Raw genomic sequence first — 13,100 nt, 5'->3', positions numbered from 1 at the left:
CTGTAGTGCATGTATTGCAGCCGCCGCCCGCGCACCGGTGGCGGGCGGCGCCGCTGCATTGTCGACGACGCGCCGGGCCTGCGGACTGTGCCGCAGGCGACACCATCGCCGCACTGCAGACGAAGCTCAGGCAAAGCGCCAGGCAATGGAGCCCAGCGGCCCGTAGTCCACATGGAAGCTGTCGCCGGCCTGGGCCGTGACGGGCCGCGTGAACGAGCCGGCCAGCACCACCTGGCCTGCGTCCAGCTGCTCATCCCATTGCGCGAGCCGGTTGGCCAGCCAGGCCACGCCCGTGGCCGGATGGTTGAGCACGGCGGCCGCCACGCCGGACTCCTCGATCACGCCGTTGCGCTGCAGCAGCGCCGACACCCAGCGCAGGTCCGCCGCGTCTGGGCGCACGGGCCGCCCGCCCATGACGATGCCGGCATTGGCCGCGTTGTCGGCGATGGTGTCGCGCACCGTGCGCATGGCCTGGGTATCGCGGTCCTTTTGCTCGATGCGGGCGTCGATGATTTCCACGGCGGGCACCACCCAGTCGGTGGCGGCCAGCACATCGCACAGGGTGACGCCCGGCCCCTTGAGCGTGCGGCCCAGCACGAAGGCCAGCTCCACCTCCACGCGCGGAGCGATGAAGCGCGCAAAGGGAATGTCGCCGCCGGGCTCGAAGAACATGTCGTCCAGCAGGGTGCCGTAGTCGGGCTCGGTGATCTGCACGGCCTGCTGCATGGCACGCGAGGTCAGGCCGATCTTGTGGCCCCTGACCGTGCGGCCCTCGGCGCGCTTGAGCCGCATCCAGGCGCGCGAGATGGCGTAGCCGTCCTGCACCGTCATGTCCGGATGGCGGCGGGAAAAGTGCCGGACCTGCACCCGGCTTTTTTCGCTGGCGTGCAGCTCGGCCGCCAGGCTGTCTATGGTGTGTTGCGCAAGCATGGGCGGCCCTTCAGCGCGCGGCGGCGCCATCGTCGGCCCAGGCCAGGTAGCTGTCGGACACGCCCTGGCGCTGCATGGCATCCCACTGCGCCACAGAGGGCGTGGGCATCTGGAAGGCATCGCCCACGCGGCCATACCAGCCGGGGTTCTGCAGCCGCGCGATCAGCTCCATGGGCGCGGGGTCGAAGTACATGAGCTCGCCATCGACCACGGCCGCATCCATGACATGGGCGGCCAGCACATCGGCCAGCACCAGGCTGCGCACGCCGTCGATATCGATGAGCTGGCGCACGCGGCACTCGAATGAAGCAGGGCTGTCCACGATGCGCGGCGCCTTCACCCGCCGTGCATCGCCCAGGACCAGACCGGCCTGGGCCGACTCGTCCACCTGCGCGCCGAACTCTATGGCCGTCACCGCCATGCGGCGCGCCAGCGGCTCGGACACCAGGTTCACCACGAACTCGCCCGTGGCCGCGATGTTGCGCGCCGTGTCCTTGAGCACGCCCTGGCGCGAGCCAATGCACACGCACAGCAGCGGCGGATCGCCCGACATGGCGTTGAAGAAGGAAAACGGCGCGACGTTGACCGTGCCGTCCCCGTCCACCGAGCTGATCCAGGCGATGGGACGGGGCAGAACCAGGGAGTGCAGGATGTTGCTGCGCTGCTCGCTGTTGAGCGATTGCATTTCAAAGTACATGGGAATCCGGAGGGGAAGGGAAAAAGGGAGGGCGTCGCGTCACTCGTTGCCGGCGCGCGCCGCGTCCTGCTCGGCCTGGGCGATGCCCGGGGCGCGCGCATTGGACTGGTGCAGTTCCACCAGGTTGCCGGCCGGGTCGCGCAGGAACAGCTGCTTGAGGCTGGGCGATGCCACGTTGTCCAGCGTGAAGTAATCGACGCCGCGCGCCTGCAGCTCCTGCTCGGCGCCGAGGATGTCGTCCACGGCCAGCGCGATGTGGTTGGACACGGGGTCCTTGCCCGGGCCCTGCGCATAGCGCGACGGCCCCTCGCTGCCGAGGATGTGCAACTGGCTGCCGTTGGGCAGGTTGATCCAGGAGCCGTAGATGCCGGGGATCTTCCAGCGCGCGGCGTCCTGGGGCAGGTTCAGCACTTCGCGGTAGAAGTCGAGCATGGCATCGGCCTGGGCGTGGTTGACGCCGAATCCGACATGGTGGAGTTCAAGAACTTTGATGGGCATGGGATGTCCTTGCAGATTTGTGTGCCGCCAAATAATACGCTTAACGTACTATAAACAAAGCGTAATATATGAAAGCCGTAAAATCAACCGCCCTTTCTTCTCCCGGCTTCAACCCGCCTTCAACCCGGTTTCACACGCCTTCACCCGCTTCCATCCACTCCCATGAGTCCGCGCAAGACCGCTGCCGCACCGGCCCCCGATTCCACCCCCCTCGCCAACGCCCCCGAAGCGCTGCGCCCGCACCTGGCCCTGATGGCCGAGACCGCGCAGCCCGGCACCGACACGCCGGCCGCCGGCCTGGGCCTGCTGCTGCTGTGGCTGGCCGACGATGTGGAGCAGCGCGCCAACGCATCGCTGCAGGCGTTCGGCCTGTCCGAGAGCAAGCTCGACGTGCTCATGATCTTCGGCCTGGCCGAGCGCGGGCTGCTGGGCGACACGGTGGTCACGCCCTCCTATATCGCCAGCTACGTCGGCGTGACGCGCTCGTCGGTGACGGGCCTGCTGGACTGGCTGGAAAAGCGCTCGCTGCTGGCGCGCAGCCTCAGCCAGGAAGACCGCCGCAGCTTCGACCTGGCGCTCACCGACCAGGGCCGCGAGGTACTGGCCCGCGCGCTGCCGGCCTTCTGGCGCATGTGCGAGTCGCTGGTCGACTACCTGGACGAGGGCGAGCGTGCCAGCCTGCAGTCCATCCTCTTCAAGGCCTGGACGAGGATGAAGGCGCAACAGGGCGCTTGAGCCTGGGAGCGCGGCAGGCTGCCCTGGCTGCCGCAAGCCTGCGCAGCCGGCACGGTGCCATATTTCGCGCGGGCATAAGCTCAATCTTGCCTGTGCAAAATTTCCTTTGCGATCAATGCCTTGCGCCGCGCATGGCTCGCTATAAGGAAATGTGAATTCCGTCGTGGTGCGCGCCGGGGCCGGGTGTTGCAATGCCTTCAGAGGCCATGCCGGCAGGCGCCATGTGGGCGCCGGCGCCGGGCCTGGCCGAGCTGGAGGAACCACGCCTTGCCCACGCGCAGAAACACATTGCTCTGGTCGCTCGCCGCCACGCTGGCGCTGCCCGGCCTTGCGGCGGCCGCCGCGCTGAAGATAGGCGTCACGCCCGGCTCGCTGGCCGACTCCGTGGAGGTCGCCGCCAAGGAGGCGCGCGCCCAGGGGCTGGACGTGCAGGTCATCGAGTTCACCGACTGGACCACGCCCAACACGGCGCTGGCGGCCGGCGACATCGACCTCAACTACTTCCAGCACCAGGCCTTCCTGGACAACGCCATCCGCGAGCGCGGCTATGCCTTCACCAGCGTGGCCACGGGCCTGCTGCCCAACATCGGCCTGTACTCGCTCAAGACCCAGCGCTTTGCCGACCTGAAGGAGGGAGCGCGCGTCGGCGTGGCCAACGACCCCGTCAACCAGGGGCGCGGCCTGCTGCTGCTGGAGAAGGCCGGCCTGATCCAGCTGCGCGAAGGCAAGGGCCCGCGCGCGGGGCTGGACGACATCGTGTCCAACCCGCGCAAGCTGCGCTTTGTCGAGATCGAAGGGCCGCAGCTGGTGCGCGCGCTGGACGATGTGGACCTGGCCCAGGGCTACCCGGCCCACTTCGTCAACGCCGGGCGGCCGCAGGTGGCCGGCAATGCGCTGCTGTATTCGGGCATTGACGACCTGTACTACGCCATCCGCTTCGTCTCGCGCCAGGACAACGCCCGGGACCCGCGCATTGCGCAGTTCGTGCGCATCTACCAGACCTCGGGCGCCGTGCAGGCGCAGATCCACAAGTCATTCGCCGCCAACGACAGGCTGTACAGCCTGCCGTGGCGCAAGCCGTGACGCGGCCCCTTCCTGCCTTTTCGAACCCTTTTTTTCCGGAGATCCCGATGAAGCTTTCCCGTGCCCTGATCGCCCCGCTGGCCGCCCTGGCCCTGTTCTCCGCCCACGCTGCCGACAAGCTGCGCATCGGCGTGGTGCCCGGCGCCTACGCCGACTCGGTGGCCGTGGCCGCCAGGGAGGCCAAGGCCCAGGGCATCGATGTGCAGGTGGTGGAGTTCACCGACTGGACCACGCCCAACGTGGCCGTGGACTCGGGCGACCTGGACATCAACTACTTCCAGCACCAGCCCTTCCTGGACAACGCCATCCAGAAGAACGGCTACAAGCTGGCCAGCGCGGGCACGGGCATCCTGGCCAACGTGGGCCTGTACTCGCTCAAGCACAAGGCCATCGCCCAGGTGCCGCAGGGCGGCAAGGTGGGCATTGCCAACGACCCCGTGAACCAGGGGCGCGGCCTGCTCTTGCTGCAGAAGGTGGGGCTGATCAAGCTCAAGCCCGGCGTGGGCTACCTGGGCAGCCTGGACGATATCGTCGAGAACCCCAAGAAGCTCAGCTTCGTCGAGGTCGAGGGGCCGCAGCTGGTGCGCATCACGGGCGACGTGGACATCGCCCAGGGCTACCCGCACTTCATCGTGGCGGCCAAGGCCTTCGATCCGTCCAGCGGGCTTGCATATTCGGGCATCGAGGACGCGCGCTTTTCCATCCAGTTCGTGGTCAAGGCCAACCGCACGCAGGACCCCGTGGTGCAGAAGTTCATCCGCATCTACCAGAACTCCGATGCGGTGAAGGCCGAAGCCCAGCGCGCCTTCTCCAACGACAAGCGCCTGTACAACCTGGCCTGGGTCAAGCCCTGAGCGGCGCGGGGAGGACTTCAGCCATGTCAACCAGCATTGCAGCCAGGCAGCCCCTGGCGGACAGGCCGGCCCACGAGGCGGACAGGCCGGCCCATGAGGCGGGCAGGCGCTCATCGGCAGCGGCCGGCACCGCGCGGGAATCCATCCGTGGACCCGGCGCCGTGGCCTTCAGCGGCGTGGCCAAGACCTACCAGTCTTCGGCCGGGCCCGTACAGGCGCTGGACGCGATCAGCCTGGAGATCGCGCCGGGCAGCATCTTCGGCATCATCGGGCGCAGCGGCGCGGGCAAGTCCAGCCTGCTGCGCACCATCAACCGGCTGGAGCAGCCCAGCAGCGGCCAGGTGCGGGTCGACGGCGTGGACATCGGCACGCTGGACGAATCGCAGCTGGTGCAGCTGCGCCGGCGCATCGGCATGATCTTCCAGCACTTCAACCTGCTGTCGGCCAAGACGGTGCATGACAACGTGGCCCTGCCCCTGCAGGTGGCGGGCCTTCCGCGCGCACGCATCAATGCGCGGGTCAATGAGCTGCTGGCCCTGGTGGGCCTGCAGGAGAAGGCAGACACCTATCCGAGCCGGCTGTCGGGCGGGCAAAAGCAGCGCGTGGGTATTGCCCGCGCCCTGGCCACCGACCCCGAGATCCTGCTGTGCGACGAGGCCACCTCGGCCCTGGACCCCGAGACCACGCAGTCCATCCTGGAGCTGCTGCGCACCATCAACCGCAAGCTGGGCATCACCATCGTCCTGATCACGCATGAGATGAGCGTGATCCGCGAGATCGCCGACCGCGTGCTGGTGCTGGAGCAGGGCCGCATCGCCGAGCTGGGCGAAGTCTGGAAGGTCTTCGGCAACCCGCAGCACCCGGCCACGCGCGCCCTGCTGGCACCGCTGCAGCATGGCCTGCCCGACGACCTGCGCCAGCGCCTGCTGCCCGACGCGCCCGCAGGCCGCCACGAACGCATCCTGCAGCTGACCTATCGCGGCGAGGACGGGCTGGAGCCCGACTTCCCGCGCATCGCCCAGGCCCTGGGCGGCCGGGTGCGCCTGCTGCATGGCGGCGTGGACCGCATCCAGGGCCATGCCCAGGGGCAGCTGCTGATCGCGCTGGGCGGCGGCACGGCCGCGCATGACTGGCACACATTGACGCAGGGCCCGGCGGCCATTGCGCATGACATCAAGGATCTCGGATATGTCGCTGAATCTGTCCATTCCCATTGAGCGCTACGGCAACGCGCTGGCCGACACGCTGATGATGGTCGGCGTCTCGGGCGGCATCGCGCTGGCGGCGGGCATTCCGCTGGCGGTGCTGCTCATCGTCACCGCGCCCGGCGGCTTCCTGGCCTCGCCGCGCACGCACCGCGCGCTGGGCAGCGTGATCAACGGCTTCCGTGCCACGCCCTTCATCGTGCTGCTGGTGGCGCTGATCCCGTTCACGCGGCTGGTGACGGGCACCACCATCGGCGTGTGGGCGGCCATCGTGCCGCTGGCCATCAGCGCCACGCCGTTCTTCGCGCGCATCGTCGAGGTCAGCCTGCGCGAGGTCGATCCCGGCCTCATCGAAGCCGCCCAGGCCATGGGCTGCCGCAAGTGGGACATCGTGCGCCACGTCTACCTGCCCGAGGCCCTGCCCGGCATCGTGGGCGGCTTCACCATCACCCTGGTGGCGCTGATCAGCTCCTCGGCCATGGCCGGCGCTGTGGGCGCGGGCGGCCTGGGCGACCTGGCCATCCGCTACGGCTACCAGCGCTTCGACACCCAGGTGATGCTGCTGGTGATTGCCGTGCTGATCGCGCTGGTCACCGTGGTCCAGGTGCTGGGCGACCGCTACGTGCGCCGGCTGCGCAGCCGCTGACGCTGAAAACAGGCACCACGCCTTTCCCTCCGGGGCCGCCGCCTGGCGGCCCTCTCCCCACCGACTCAGCAACGAGGCACGGAATGACCACACCGGATGCCCTGGGCGCAGCCTTGCCCGGCAACACACACCACACCCCGGGCGGGGCGCTGCGGCGCCTGCCCCTGCCGCCCTCCACCCCGCACCGCATCACCAGCGAGGCCGAGGCCCTGCAGGCCGCCCAGACCCTGGCCGATGAATGGCGCGTGGACGCAGCGGCCCGCGACCACGAGCGGCGCCTGCCCTGGCAGGAAATCGAGCGCTACACGGCCAGCGGGCTGGGCGCCATCACCGTGCCCCGCGCCTACGGCGGCCTGGGCGTTTCCTACGAGACGCTGGCCCAGGTCTTCGTCACGCTGTGCGCGGCCGACCCTTCGCTGGGCCAGATTCCGCAGAACCATTTCGCCGTGCTGCAGAACCTGCGGGACATGGGCAGCGAGCCCCAGAAGCGCCGCTGGTTCGCCGACGTGCTGGCCGGCCACCGCCTGGGCAATGCCGGGCCGGAACGCAAGGGGCGCGCGGCCCATGTGCTGGAGGCCACGGCGCGCCTGTCGCGCGATGCGGCAGGCGGCCTGCGCGTCAGCGGCACGCGCTTTTACTCCACGGGCTCGGCATTTGCGCACTGGGTGCCGTTTCGCGCCCAGGACGAGGAAGGCTGCATCGTGCAGGTCTGGGTGCGGCGCGATGCGCCGGGCGTGACCGTGTTCGACGACTGGGACTCCTTCGGCCAGCGCACCACGGCCAGCGGCAGCGTGCAGCTGGACCAGGTGCAGGTACAGCCCGAGGACGTGGTGCCTGCCTGGCAGTTCGAGGCCACGCCCTCGCTGTCCGGCCCGGTGTCGCAGCTGATCCAGGCCTCCATCGACGCGGGCATTGCCCAGGGCGCGCTGCGCGACGCGGTGGACTTCGTGCGCGACAAGAGCCGGCCCTGGATGGACTCGGGCGTGGCGCGTGCCAGCGACGATCCCCACCTCATCCACGAGGTCGGCCAGCTGCAGATCGAGGTGGACGCGGCCCATGCCGTGCTGCTGGAGGCCGCGCGCACGCTGGATGCGCTTGCTGCAGCGGCTGGTGGCGCGGTGGACGAGCAGGCCAGCGCCCAGGCCTCGGTGGCCGTGGCCGAGGCCAAGATCCTCACCACCGAGGCCGCGCTGCAGGCCGGCGAGCACCTGTTCGCGCTGGCCGGCTCCTCGGCCAGCCGCGCCGCCCACCGCCTGGACCGCCACTGGCGCAACGCCCGCGTGCACACGCTGCACGACCCCGTGCGCTGGAAATACCACCTGCTGGGCAACTACCTGCTCAACGGCGCCCTGCCGCGCCGCCACCAGTGGAACTGACCGCCATGACACAGACATCGACCCAAGAGTTGCAGGCCCTGGCCTCCACGCCGGGCAGCCAGCCCGCTCCCGCAGCGCCTCCGGCCCGGCCCGCCCACATCATCGGCAGCGAGGCCGAGGCGCTGGAGGCGGCCCGCAGTTTTGCCGCCCTCATCGCCCCCGGCGCGCTGGCGCGCGACCGCGACCGCCTGCTGCCCTGGCAGGAGGTGGAGCAGTTCAGCCAGAGCGGCCTGTGGGGCATCACCATTCCCCGGGAGTACGGCGGCGCGGGCGTGTCCACTGCCACGCTGACGCGGGCCATTGCCCTGATCGCGGCGGCCGATGGCAACTTCGGCCACATTCCGCAGAACCACTACTACTCGCTGGAAGTGCTGCGCGTGGGCGGATCGCCCGCGCAAAAGGCCTTCTTCTATGACCGTGTGCTGCGCGGCGAACGCCTGGGCAATGCGCTGGCCGAGATCGGCCACCGCGACTTCCAGCGCCGCACCCGGCTGCTGCGCGAGAGCGGCGGCTGGTTCGTGCAGGGGCGCAAGTTCTATTGCACGGGCGCCCTGTTCGCGCACTGGATTCCCACCCTGGTCAGCGCCCAGGAAGAGGCGCCGGGGCACGGCGAACGCATGTATCTGGTCTTCATCCCGCGCGATGCGGCCGGCGTCACCGTCACCGACGACTGGGATGGCTTCGGCCAGCGCGTGACGGGCAGCGGCTCGGTGCAGTTCGACCGCGTGCGCGTGGAGCCCGAATGGGTGGTGCCCTTCACCAGTTCCTTCGAGCGGCCCACCACCATCGGCCCCTTTGCCCAGATCATCCATGCCGCCCTGGACGCGGGCATTGGCCACGGCGCGCTGCAGGCCGCCCTGCCCTTCATCCGCGAGCATGCGCGGCCCTGGGTGGACGCGGGCGTGGCCAGCGCCACGCAGGACCCGCTGCTGCTGCAGCAACTGGGCAATGTCCACGTGCGCCTGCGCGCCACCGATGCCCTGGTGGCCCGCGCGGCCCTGGCCGTGGACGCCGCCCAGCGTGCGCCCACGGACGACAGCGTGGCCGCTGCCTCGGTGGCCGTGGCCCAGGCCAAGGCGCTGAGCACCAGCGCCAGCCTGCTGGCCGGCAGCAAGCTGTTCGAGCTGGCAGGCACGGCCTCCACCCTGGCGGGACAGGGCCTGGACCGCTTCTGGCGCAACGCGCGCACCCACACCCTGCACGACCCCGTGCGCTGGAAATACCACGCCGTGGGCAACTACGTGCTCAACGGCATACGCCCGCCGCGCCATGGCGCGCTCTGACCTTTATCAACGACACAGGAATGCAATGATGACAACGACCTCCCCCACTCTCTGGCCCCGGCTGGCCGCCTTCCTGGGCGCTGCCCTGCTCGCGGGCAGCGCCCTGGCCGCTCCCCTGAAGATCGGCGTGGTGCCGGGCATCTTCGCGGACTCGGTGGAAGCCGCCGCCAAGGAAGCCAAGAAGCAGGGCCTGGACGTGCAGGTGGTGGAATTCACCGACTGGGCCACGCCCAACGTGGCGCTGGACGCGGGCGATATCGACCTCAACTACTACCAGAACAGCAACTACCTGGCCAATGCAGCGCGCAGCAAGGGCTTCAAGTTCACCAGCGTGCAGGCGGGCATCCTGTCCTACCTGGGCCTGTACTCCACGCGCCACAAATCCCTGGCCGACCTGCCCACGGGCGCCAAGGTGGCCATTGCCAGCGACCCCGTCAACGTGGGCCGCGGCCTGCGCCTGCTGCAGCACGCGGGCCTGATCACGCTGCGCCCCGACACCGGGCTGCTGGGCACCCAGGCGGACATCGTCTCCAACCCCAGGAAGCTGCAGTTCGTGGAGATCGAGGGCCCGCAGCTGGCGCGCACCACGCCCGACGTGGACCTGGCCCAGGGTTTTCCGTATTTCATCATCGCCTCCAAGGCCTTCGATGCCAGCAAGGGCCTGGCCTACACCAGCTACGAGGACGACTCCTGGGCCATCCAGTTCGTGGCCCGCAGCGACCGCGCGGCCGACCCGCGCATTGCCCGCTTCCTGGACATCTACAAAAACTCCGACGTGGTGCGCAAGACCATCCACGCCTTCTACCTGAACGACCAGAAGCTCTACCGCCTGGCCTGGTTGAAGAACTGACGCAACGGACTGCAGGACCCGCCCCATGACGCAAGCCAAGCGCCACATCCACGTCAACGCCTTCAACATGAACTGCGTGGGCCACATACACCACGGCCTGTGGACCCATCCGCGCGACCGCTCCACCGAGTACGGCACGCTGGCCTACTGGACCCACATCGCCAGGGTGCTGGAGGAAGGCCTGTTCGACGGCATCTTCATCGCCGACGTGGTCGGCTACTACGACGTCTACCAGGGCGGCGTGGACCTGACCCTGCGCGAAGGCATACAGCTGCCCGTCAACAACCCCTGGCTGCTGGTCTCGGCCATGGCGGCGGTGACGCGGCACATCGGCTTCGGCCTCACGGCCACCGTGGGCGCGCACCAGCCCTATACCTTCGCGCGCGACGTGACCACGCTGGACCAGCTGACCAATGGCCGCATCGGCTGGAACATCGTCACCGGCTATGTGGACAGCGGCGCGCGCGGCCTGGGCCAGGACGGCCTGGCCGAGCACGACAGCCGCTACGACCGCGCCGACGACTTCCTGGAGCTTTCCTACAAGCTCTGGGAAGGCAGCTGGGAAGAGGGCGCCGTGATCGCCGACAAGGCGCGGCGCATCCACGCCCTGCCCGGCAAGGTGCACCCGGTGGTGCACGAGGGGCCGTTCTACCGCGCCAACGCCATCCACATGAGCGCGCCCTCGCCCCAGCGCACGCCCGTGCTGTTCCAGGCCGGCACCTCGCCGCGCGGGCTGCGCTTTGCGGGCCGGCATGCCGAGGGCATCTTCATCGGCGCACGCACGCCCGAGGCCGCGCGCGAGGCCTCGCGCCAGCTGCGCCAGGCCGCCGTGGACGCGGGCCGGCGTCCCGAGGACATCAAGATCTACGCCGGCGTGGCCGTGGTGCCCGGCCGCACCGAGGCCGAGGCCCGCGAGAAATACGCCGACTACCTGGCCCACGCCAGCGCGGAAAGCGGGCTGGCCCACTTTGCCGCCAGCACCGGCGTGGACTTTGCGCAGTACGGGCTGGACGACCCCATCTCCTTCGGCAACACCAATGCCATCCAGTCGGCGGCCCAGGCCGCGCAGAAGCAGGGCTGGACCACGCGGCGCAAGCTGCTGGAGCAGTTCACACTGGGCAGCCGCTACGCCACCATCGTGGGCGATCCGGCCCAGGTGGCCGACGAGCTGGAGCGCTGGATCGACGTGGGCGAGATCGACGGTTTCAACCTGACGCGCATCGTCGCGCCCGAGACCTGGGAAGACTTCGCCCGCCTGGTCGTGCCCGAGCTGCAGAACCGGGGCCGCTACCGCACCAGCTACGGCGACGACGCCACACTGCGCCAGCGCCTGTTCGGCCAGGGCGACCGCCTGCCCGCCAGCCACGCCGCCGCGCGCTGGCGGCGTTGAAGTCCTTAGCCACCCTCCCCACCGGCCCGTGGCCCGGCCCTACCTTGCAGGCAGGCCGGGTTGGCGGGCCTTTGAATTTGCAAAGCCATGACCACCACCCTCCCCTGCGCCACCGAGCCTGCGGCCTACGCGGCGCCCGGCCCAACCACAGACGGCCCGGCCGATCCCGACGCGCCCTCGCTGCCATCCCTGCAGGCGCGCTTTCGCCCCGTGTTCGACCGCATCGCCCAGGGTGCGGCCGAGCGCGAACGCACGCGCAGCCTGGCCCATGAACCCATCGCCTGGCTGCGTGACAGCGGCTTCACCGCGCTGCGCGTGCCGCGTCGCCTTGGCGGGGCCGGCGCCAGCGTGGAGCAGCTGTTCGCGCTGTGGACCGAACTGGCCGAGGCCGACTCCAACGTCGCCCAGATCCTGCGCCCGCACTTCGGCTTTCTGGACCGCGTGCTCATCGACCGCGATGCCGCCACCCAGGCCCGCTGGCTGCCGCTGGCCGCGCGCGGCGCCGTGTTCGGCAATGCCACCACCGAGGTGGGCACGGGCGACCTGGGCACGCTGCAGACCACCCTGGTGCCCGATGCGCAGCCCGGCTGGTGGCGGCTGGACGGGCGCAAGTTCTACAGCACGGGCACCCTGTATGCCGACTGGGTGACCGTGGTGGCGCGCGCGGTGGAGCCGGGCAAGGAAGACCAGACCGTGCACGCCGTCGTGCCCACCTCGGAGGCCGGCGTGCAGCGCTTCGATGACTGGCGCGGCTTTGGCCAGCGCCTGACCGGCTCGGGCACCACCGTGCTCAGCCAGGTGCGCGTGCCCGACGACGCCGTGATCCGCTTCCCGCGCGCCCAGCCCACGCCCCTGGTGGCCTATTTCCAGCTGGCCCACCTGGCCACCCTGGCCGGCATTGCCCGGGCCTTGCAGCGCGATGCCATCGCCTATGTGCAGGCGCGCCGCCGCGTGTTCAGCCACGGCAGCGCCACCCTGCCCAAGGACGATCCGCTGGTGCAGCACATCGTCGGCCAACTGGCCGGCACGGCCTACATCGCAGGCCTGGCCGTGGCCGACGTGGCCGCCGAGCTGGGCCGCATCGCGCGTGAGCGCGAGGCCGGGCGCGAGGTGCCGCTGCAGCAGCTGCATGCCCTGGAGCTGCGCACGGCCCAGGCCCAGGTGGCCGTGGTCGATCCCGTGCTGCAGGCGGCCGCGCGGCTGTTCGAGGTGGGCGGCTCCAGCGCCCTGTCCGAAGACCTGGCACTGGACCGCCACTGGCGCAATGCGCGCACCCTGGCCTCACACAACCCCGTGCTGTACAAGGCCCGCTCGGCGGGCGACATCCTGCTCAACGGCGCCGACCCCATCTACTACTGGCACGTGGGCGTGACGGGCGTGGCGGGCTGAAGGCCCTTGCGCGGCCGCGCTGCGCAGGGACGGGCGCAGCGGCCGTGCCCATATCGCCAGAACGCATTAGCACATGCCATGCGCCACAAAATTCCTTTCAGAAACAAGCACTTGCCAAGGCACCCAAACCGATAAGCAAATGCGTTAAGTTTCTTTCGCCATAC

13 protein-coding genes are annotated in these 13,100 nt (G+C 69.7%); 10 read left to right on the top strand and 3 right to left on the bottom strand.

The window, feature by feature from the left end; all coding sequences use genetic code 11:
- Window positions 1-126: 126 nt before the first annotated feature.
- Genes hpaH through ACN20X_RS08260 form a run of 3 tightly spaced genes read right to left on the bottom strand, consistent with a single transcriptional unit; the run spans window position 127 to window position 2,125 of the window.
- Window positions 127-930, bottom strand: a complete 804-nt coding sequence (gene hpaH, locus ACN20X_RS08270; RefSeq protein WP_016454132.1) for a 2-oxo-hept-4-ene-1,7-dioate hydratase — start codon at window positions 928-930, stop codon at window positions 127-129.
- Between the two features lie 10 nt (window positions 931-940).
- The gene (locus ACN20X_RS08265; RefSeq protein WP_016454131.1) at window positions 941-1,627 is read right to left on the bottom strand and encodes a flavin reductase family protein; all 687 of its coding nucleotides are present in this window, start codon (window positions 1,625-1,627) and stop codon (window positions 941-943) included.
- 39 nt (window positions 1,628-1,666) lie between these two features.
- Window positions 1,667-2,125, bottom strand: coding sequence for a VOC family protein (locus tag ACN20X_RS08260; RefSeq protein WP_012203712.1), 459 nt, complete (start codon window positions 2,123-2,125; stop codon window positions 1,667-1,669).
- Window positions 2,126-2,287: 162 nt separating this feature from the next.
- Between ACN20X_RS08260 and ACN20X_RS08255 the strand changes: the two genes are divergently transcribed.
- The 10 genes from ACN20X_RS08255 (at window position 2,288) to ACN20X_RS08210 (ending at window position 12,936) form a co-directional block, all read left to right on the top strand.
- Window positions 2,288-2,860: a MarR family winged helix-turn-helix transcriptional regulator gene (locus ACN20X_RS08255; protein WP_016454129.1), complete on the top strand. Its 573-nt coding sequence runs from the start codon at window positions 2,288-2,290 to the stop codon at window positions 2,858-2,860.
- 267 nt (window positions 2,861-3,127) lie between these two features.
- Window positions 3,128-3,943, top strand: a complete 816-nt coding sequence (locus tag ACN20X_RS08250; RefSeq protein ID WP_034390727.1) for a MetQ/NlpA family ABC transporter substrate-binding protein — start codon at window positions 3,128-3,130, stop codon at window positions 3,941-3,943.
- Between the two features lie 47 nt (window positions 3,944-3,990).
- Window positions 3,991-4,797: a MetQ/NlpA family ABC transporter substrate-binding protein gene (locus tag ACN20X_RS08245; RefSeq protein WP_016449092.1), complete on the top strand. Its 807-nt coding sequence runs from the start codon at window positions 3,991-3,993 to the stop codon at window positions 4,795-4,797.
- Between the two features lie 23 nt (window positions 4,798-4,820).
- Window positions 4,821-6,014, top strand: a complete 1,194-nt coding sequence (locus ACN20X_RS08240) for a methionine ABC transporter ATP-binding protein (RefSeq protein ID WP_047217974.1) — start codon at window positions 4,821-4,823, stop codon at window positions 6,012-6,014.
- Entirely contained in the window at window positions 5,986-6,648 is a 663-nt protein-coding gene (locus ACN20X_RS08235) for a methionine ABC transporter permease (protein WP_012203707.1), read from the top strand. The genes ACN20X_RS08240 and ACN20X_RS08235 overlap by 29 nt, the downstream gene beginning before the upstream one ends.
- Before the next feature lie 83 nt (window positions 6,649-6,731).
- Window positions 6,732-8,024 (top strand): SfnB family sulfur acquisition oxidoreductase, encoded by a 1,293-nt coding sequence (locus ACN20X_RS08230; protein ID WP_473210455.1) that lies wholly within the window; start codon window positions 6,732-6,734, stop codon window positions 8,022-8,024.
- A gap of 5 nt (window positions 8,025-8,029) precedes the next feature.
- Window positions 8,030-9,307, top strand: coding sequence for an SfnB family sulfur acquisition oxidoreductase (locus ACN20X_RS08225; protein ID WP_473210454.1), 1,278 nt, complete (start codon window positions 8,030-8,032; stop codon window positions 9,305-9,307).
- A 25-nt stretch (window positions 9,308-9,332) separates the two neighbouring features.
- Window positions 9,333-10,157 carry a MetQ/NlpA family ABC transporter substrate-binding protein gene (locus ACN20X_RS08220; protein WP_012203704.1) on the top strand — a complete coding sequence of 275 codons (825 nt, stop codon included), beginning with the start codon at window positions 9,333-9,335 and terminating at the stop codon, window positions 10,155-10,157.
- Window positions 10,158-10,182: 25 nt separating this feature from the next.
- A complete protein-coding gene (locus ACN20X_RS08215; RefSeq protein WP_277849462.1) occupies window positions 10,183-11,547 on the top strand; it encodes an LLM class flavin-dependent oxidoreductase in 1,365 nt (454 codons plus the stop codon).
- Window positions 11,548-11,634: 87 nt separating this feature from the next.
- Window positions 11,635-12,936 (top strand): acyl-CoA dehydrogenase family protein, encoded by a 1,302-nt coding sequence (locus tag ACN20X_RS08210; protein ID WP_473210453.1) that lies wholly within the window; start codon window positions 11,635-11,637, stop codon window positions 12,934-12,936.
- Window positions 12,937-13,100: the final 164 nt, after the last annotated feature.

The sequence above is a fragment of the Delftia sp. PX-1 genome (genome assembly GCF_055797465.1).
Note: the sequence above shows the minus strand (reverse complement) of the source record. Positions and strands in the feature narration are given on the sequence as shown.

Excerpts from the sequence above, each read along its gene's own strand:
- hpaH (WP_016454132.1), bottom strand. The coding sequence starts at position 930 with ATGCTTGCGCAACACACCATAGACAGCCTGGCGGCCGAGCTGCACGCC.
- ACN20X_RS08265 (WP_016454131.1), bottom strand. The coding sequence starts at position 1,627 with ATGTACTTTGAAATGCAATCGCTCAACAGCGAGCAGCGCAGCAACATC.
- ACN20X_RS08260 (WP_012203712.1), bottom strand. The coding sequence starts at position 2,125 with ATGCCCATCAAAGTTCTTGAACTCCACCATGTCGGATTCGGCGTCAAC.
- ACN20X_RS08255 (WP_016454129.1), top strand. The coding sequence starts at position 2,288 with ATGAGTCCGCGCAAGACCGCTGCCGCACCGGCCCCCGATTCCACCCCC.
- ACN20X_RS08245 (WP_016449092.1), top strand. The coding sequence starts at position 3,991 with ATGAAGCTTTCCCGTGCCCTGATCGCCCCGCTGGCCGCCCTGGCCCTG.
- ACN20X_RS08240 (WP_047217974.1), top strand. The coding sequence starts at position 4,821 with ATGTCAACCAGCATTGCAGCCAGGCAGCCCCTGGCGGACAGGCCGGCC.
- ACN20X_RS08235 (WP_012203707.1), top strand. The coding sequence starts at position 5,986 with ATGTCGCTGAATCTGTCCATTCCCATTGAGCGCTACGGCAACGCGCTG.
- ACN20X_RS08230 (WP_473210455.1), top strand. The coding sequence starts at position 6,732 with ATGACCACACCGGATGCCCTGGGCGCAGCCTTGCCCGGCAACACACAC.
- ACN20X_RS08225 (WP_473210454.1), top strand. The coding sequence starts at position 8,030 with ATGACACAGACATCGACCCAAGAGTTGCAGGCCCTGGCCTCCACGCCG.
- ACN20X_RS08220 (WP_012203704.1), top strand. The coding sequence starts at position 9,333 with ATGATGACAACGACCTCCCCCACTCTCTGGCCCCGGCTGGCCGCCTTC.
- ACN20X_RS08215 (WP_277849462.1), top strand. The coding sequence starts at position 10,183 with ATGACGCAAGCCAAGCGCCACATCCACGTCAACGCCTTCAACATGAAC.
- ACN20X_RS08210 (WP_473210453.1), top strand. The coding sequence starts at position 11,635 with ATGACCACCACCCTCCCCTGCGCCACCGAGCCTGCGGCCTACGCGGCG.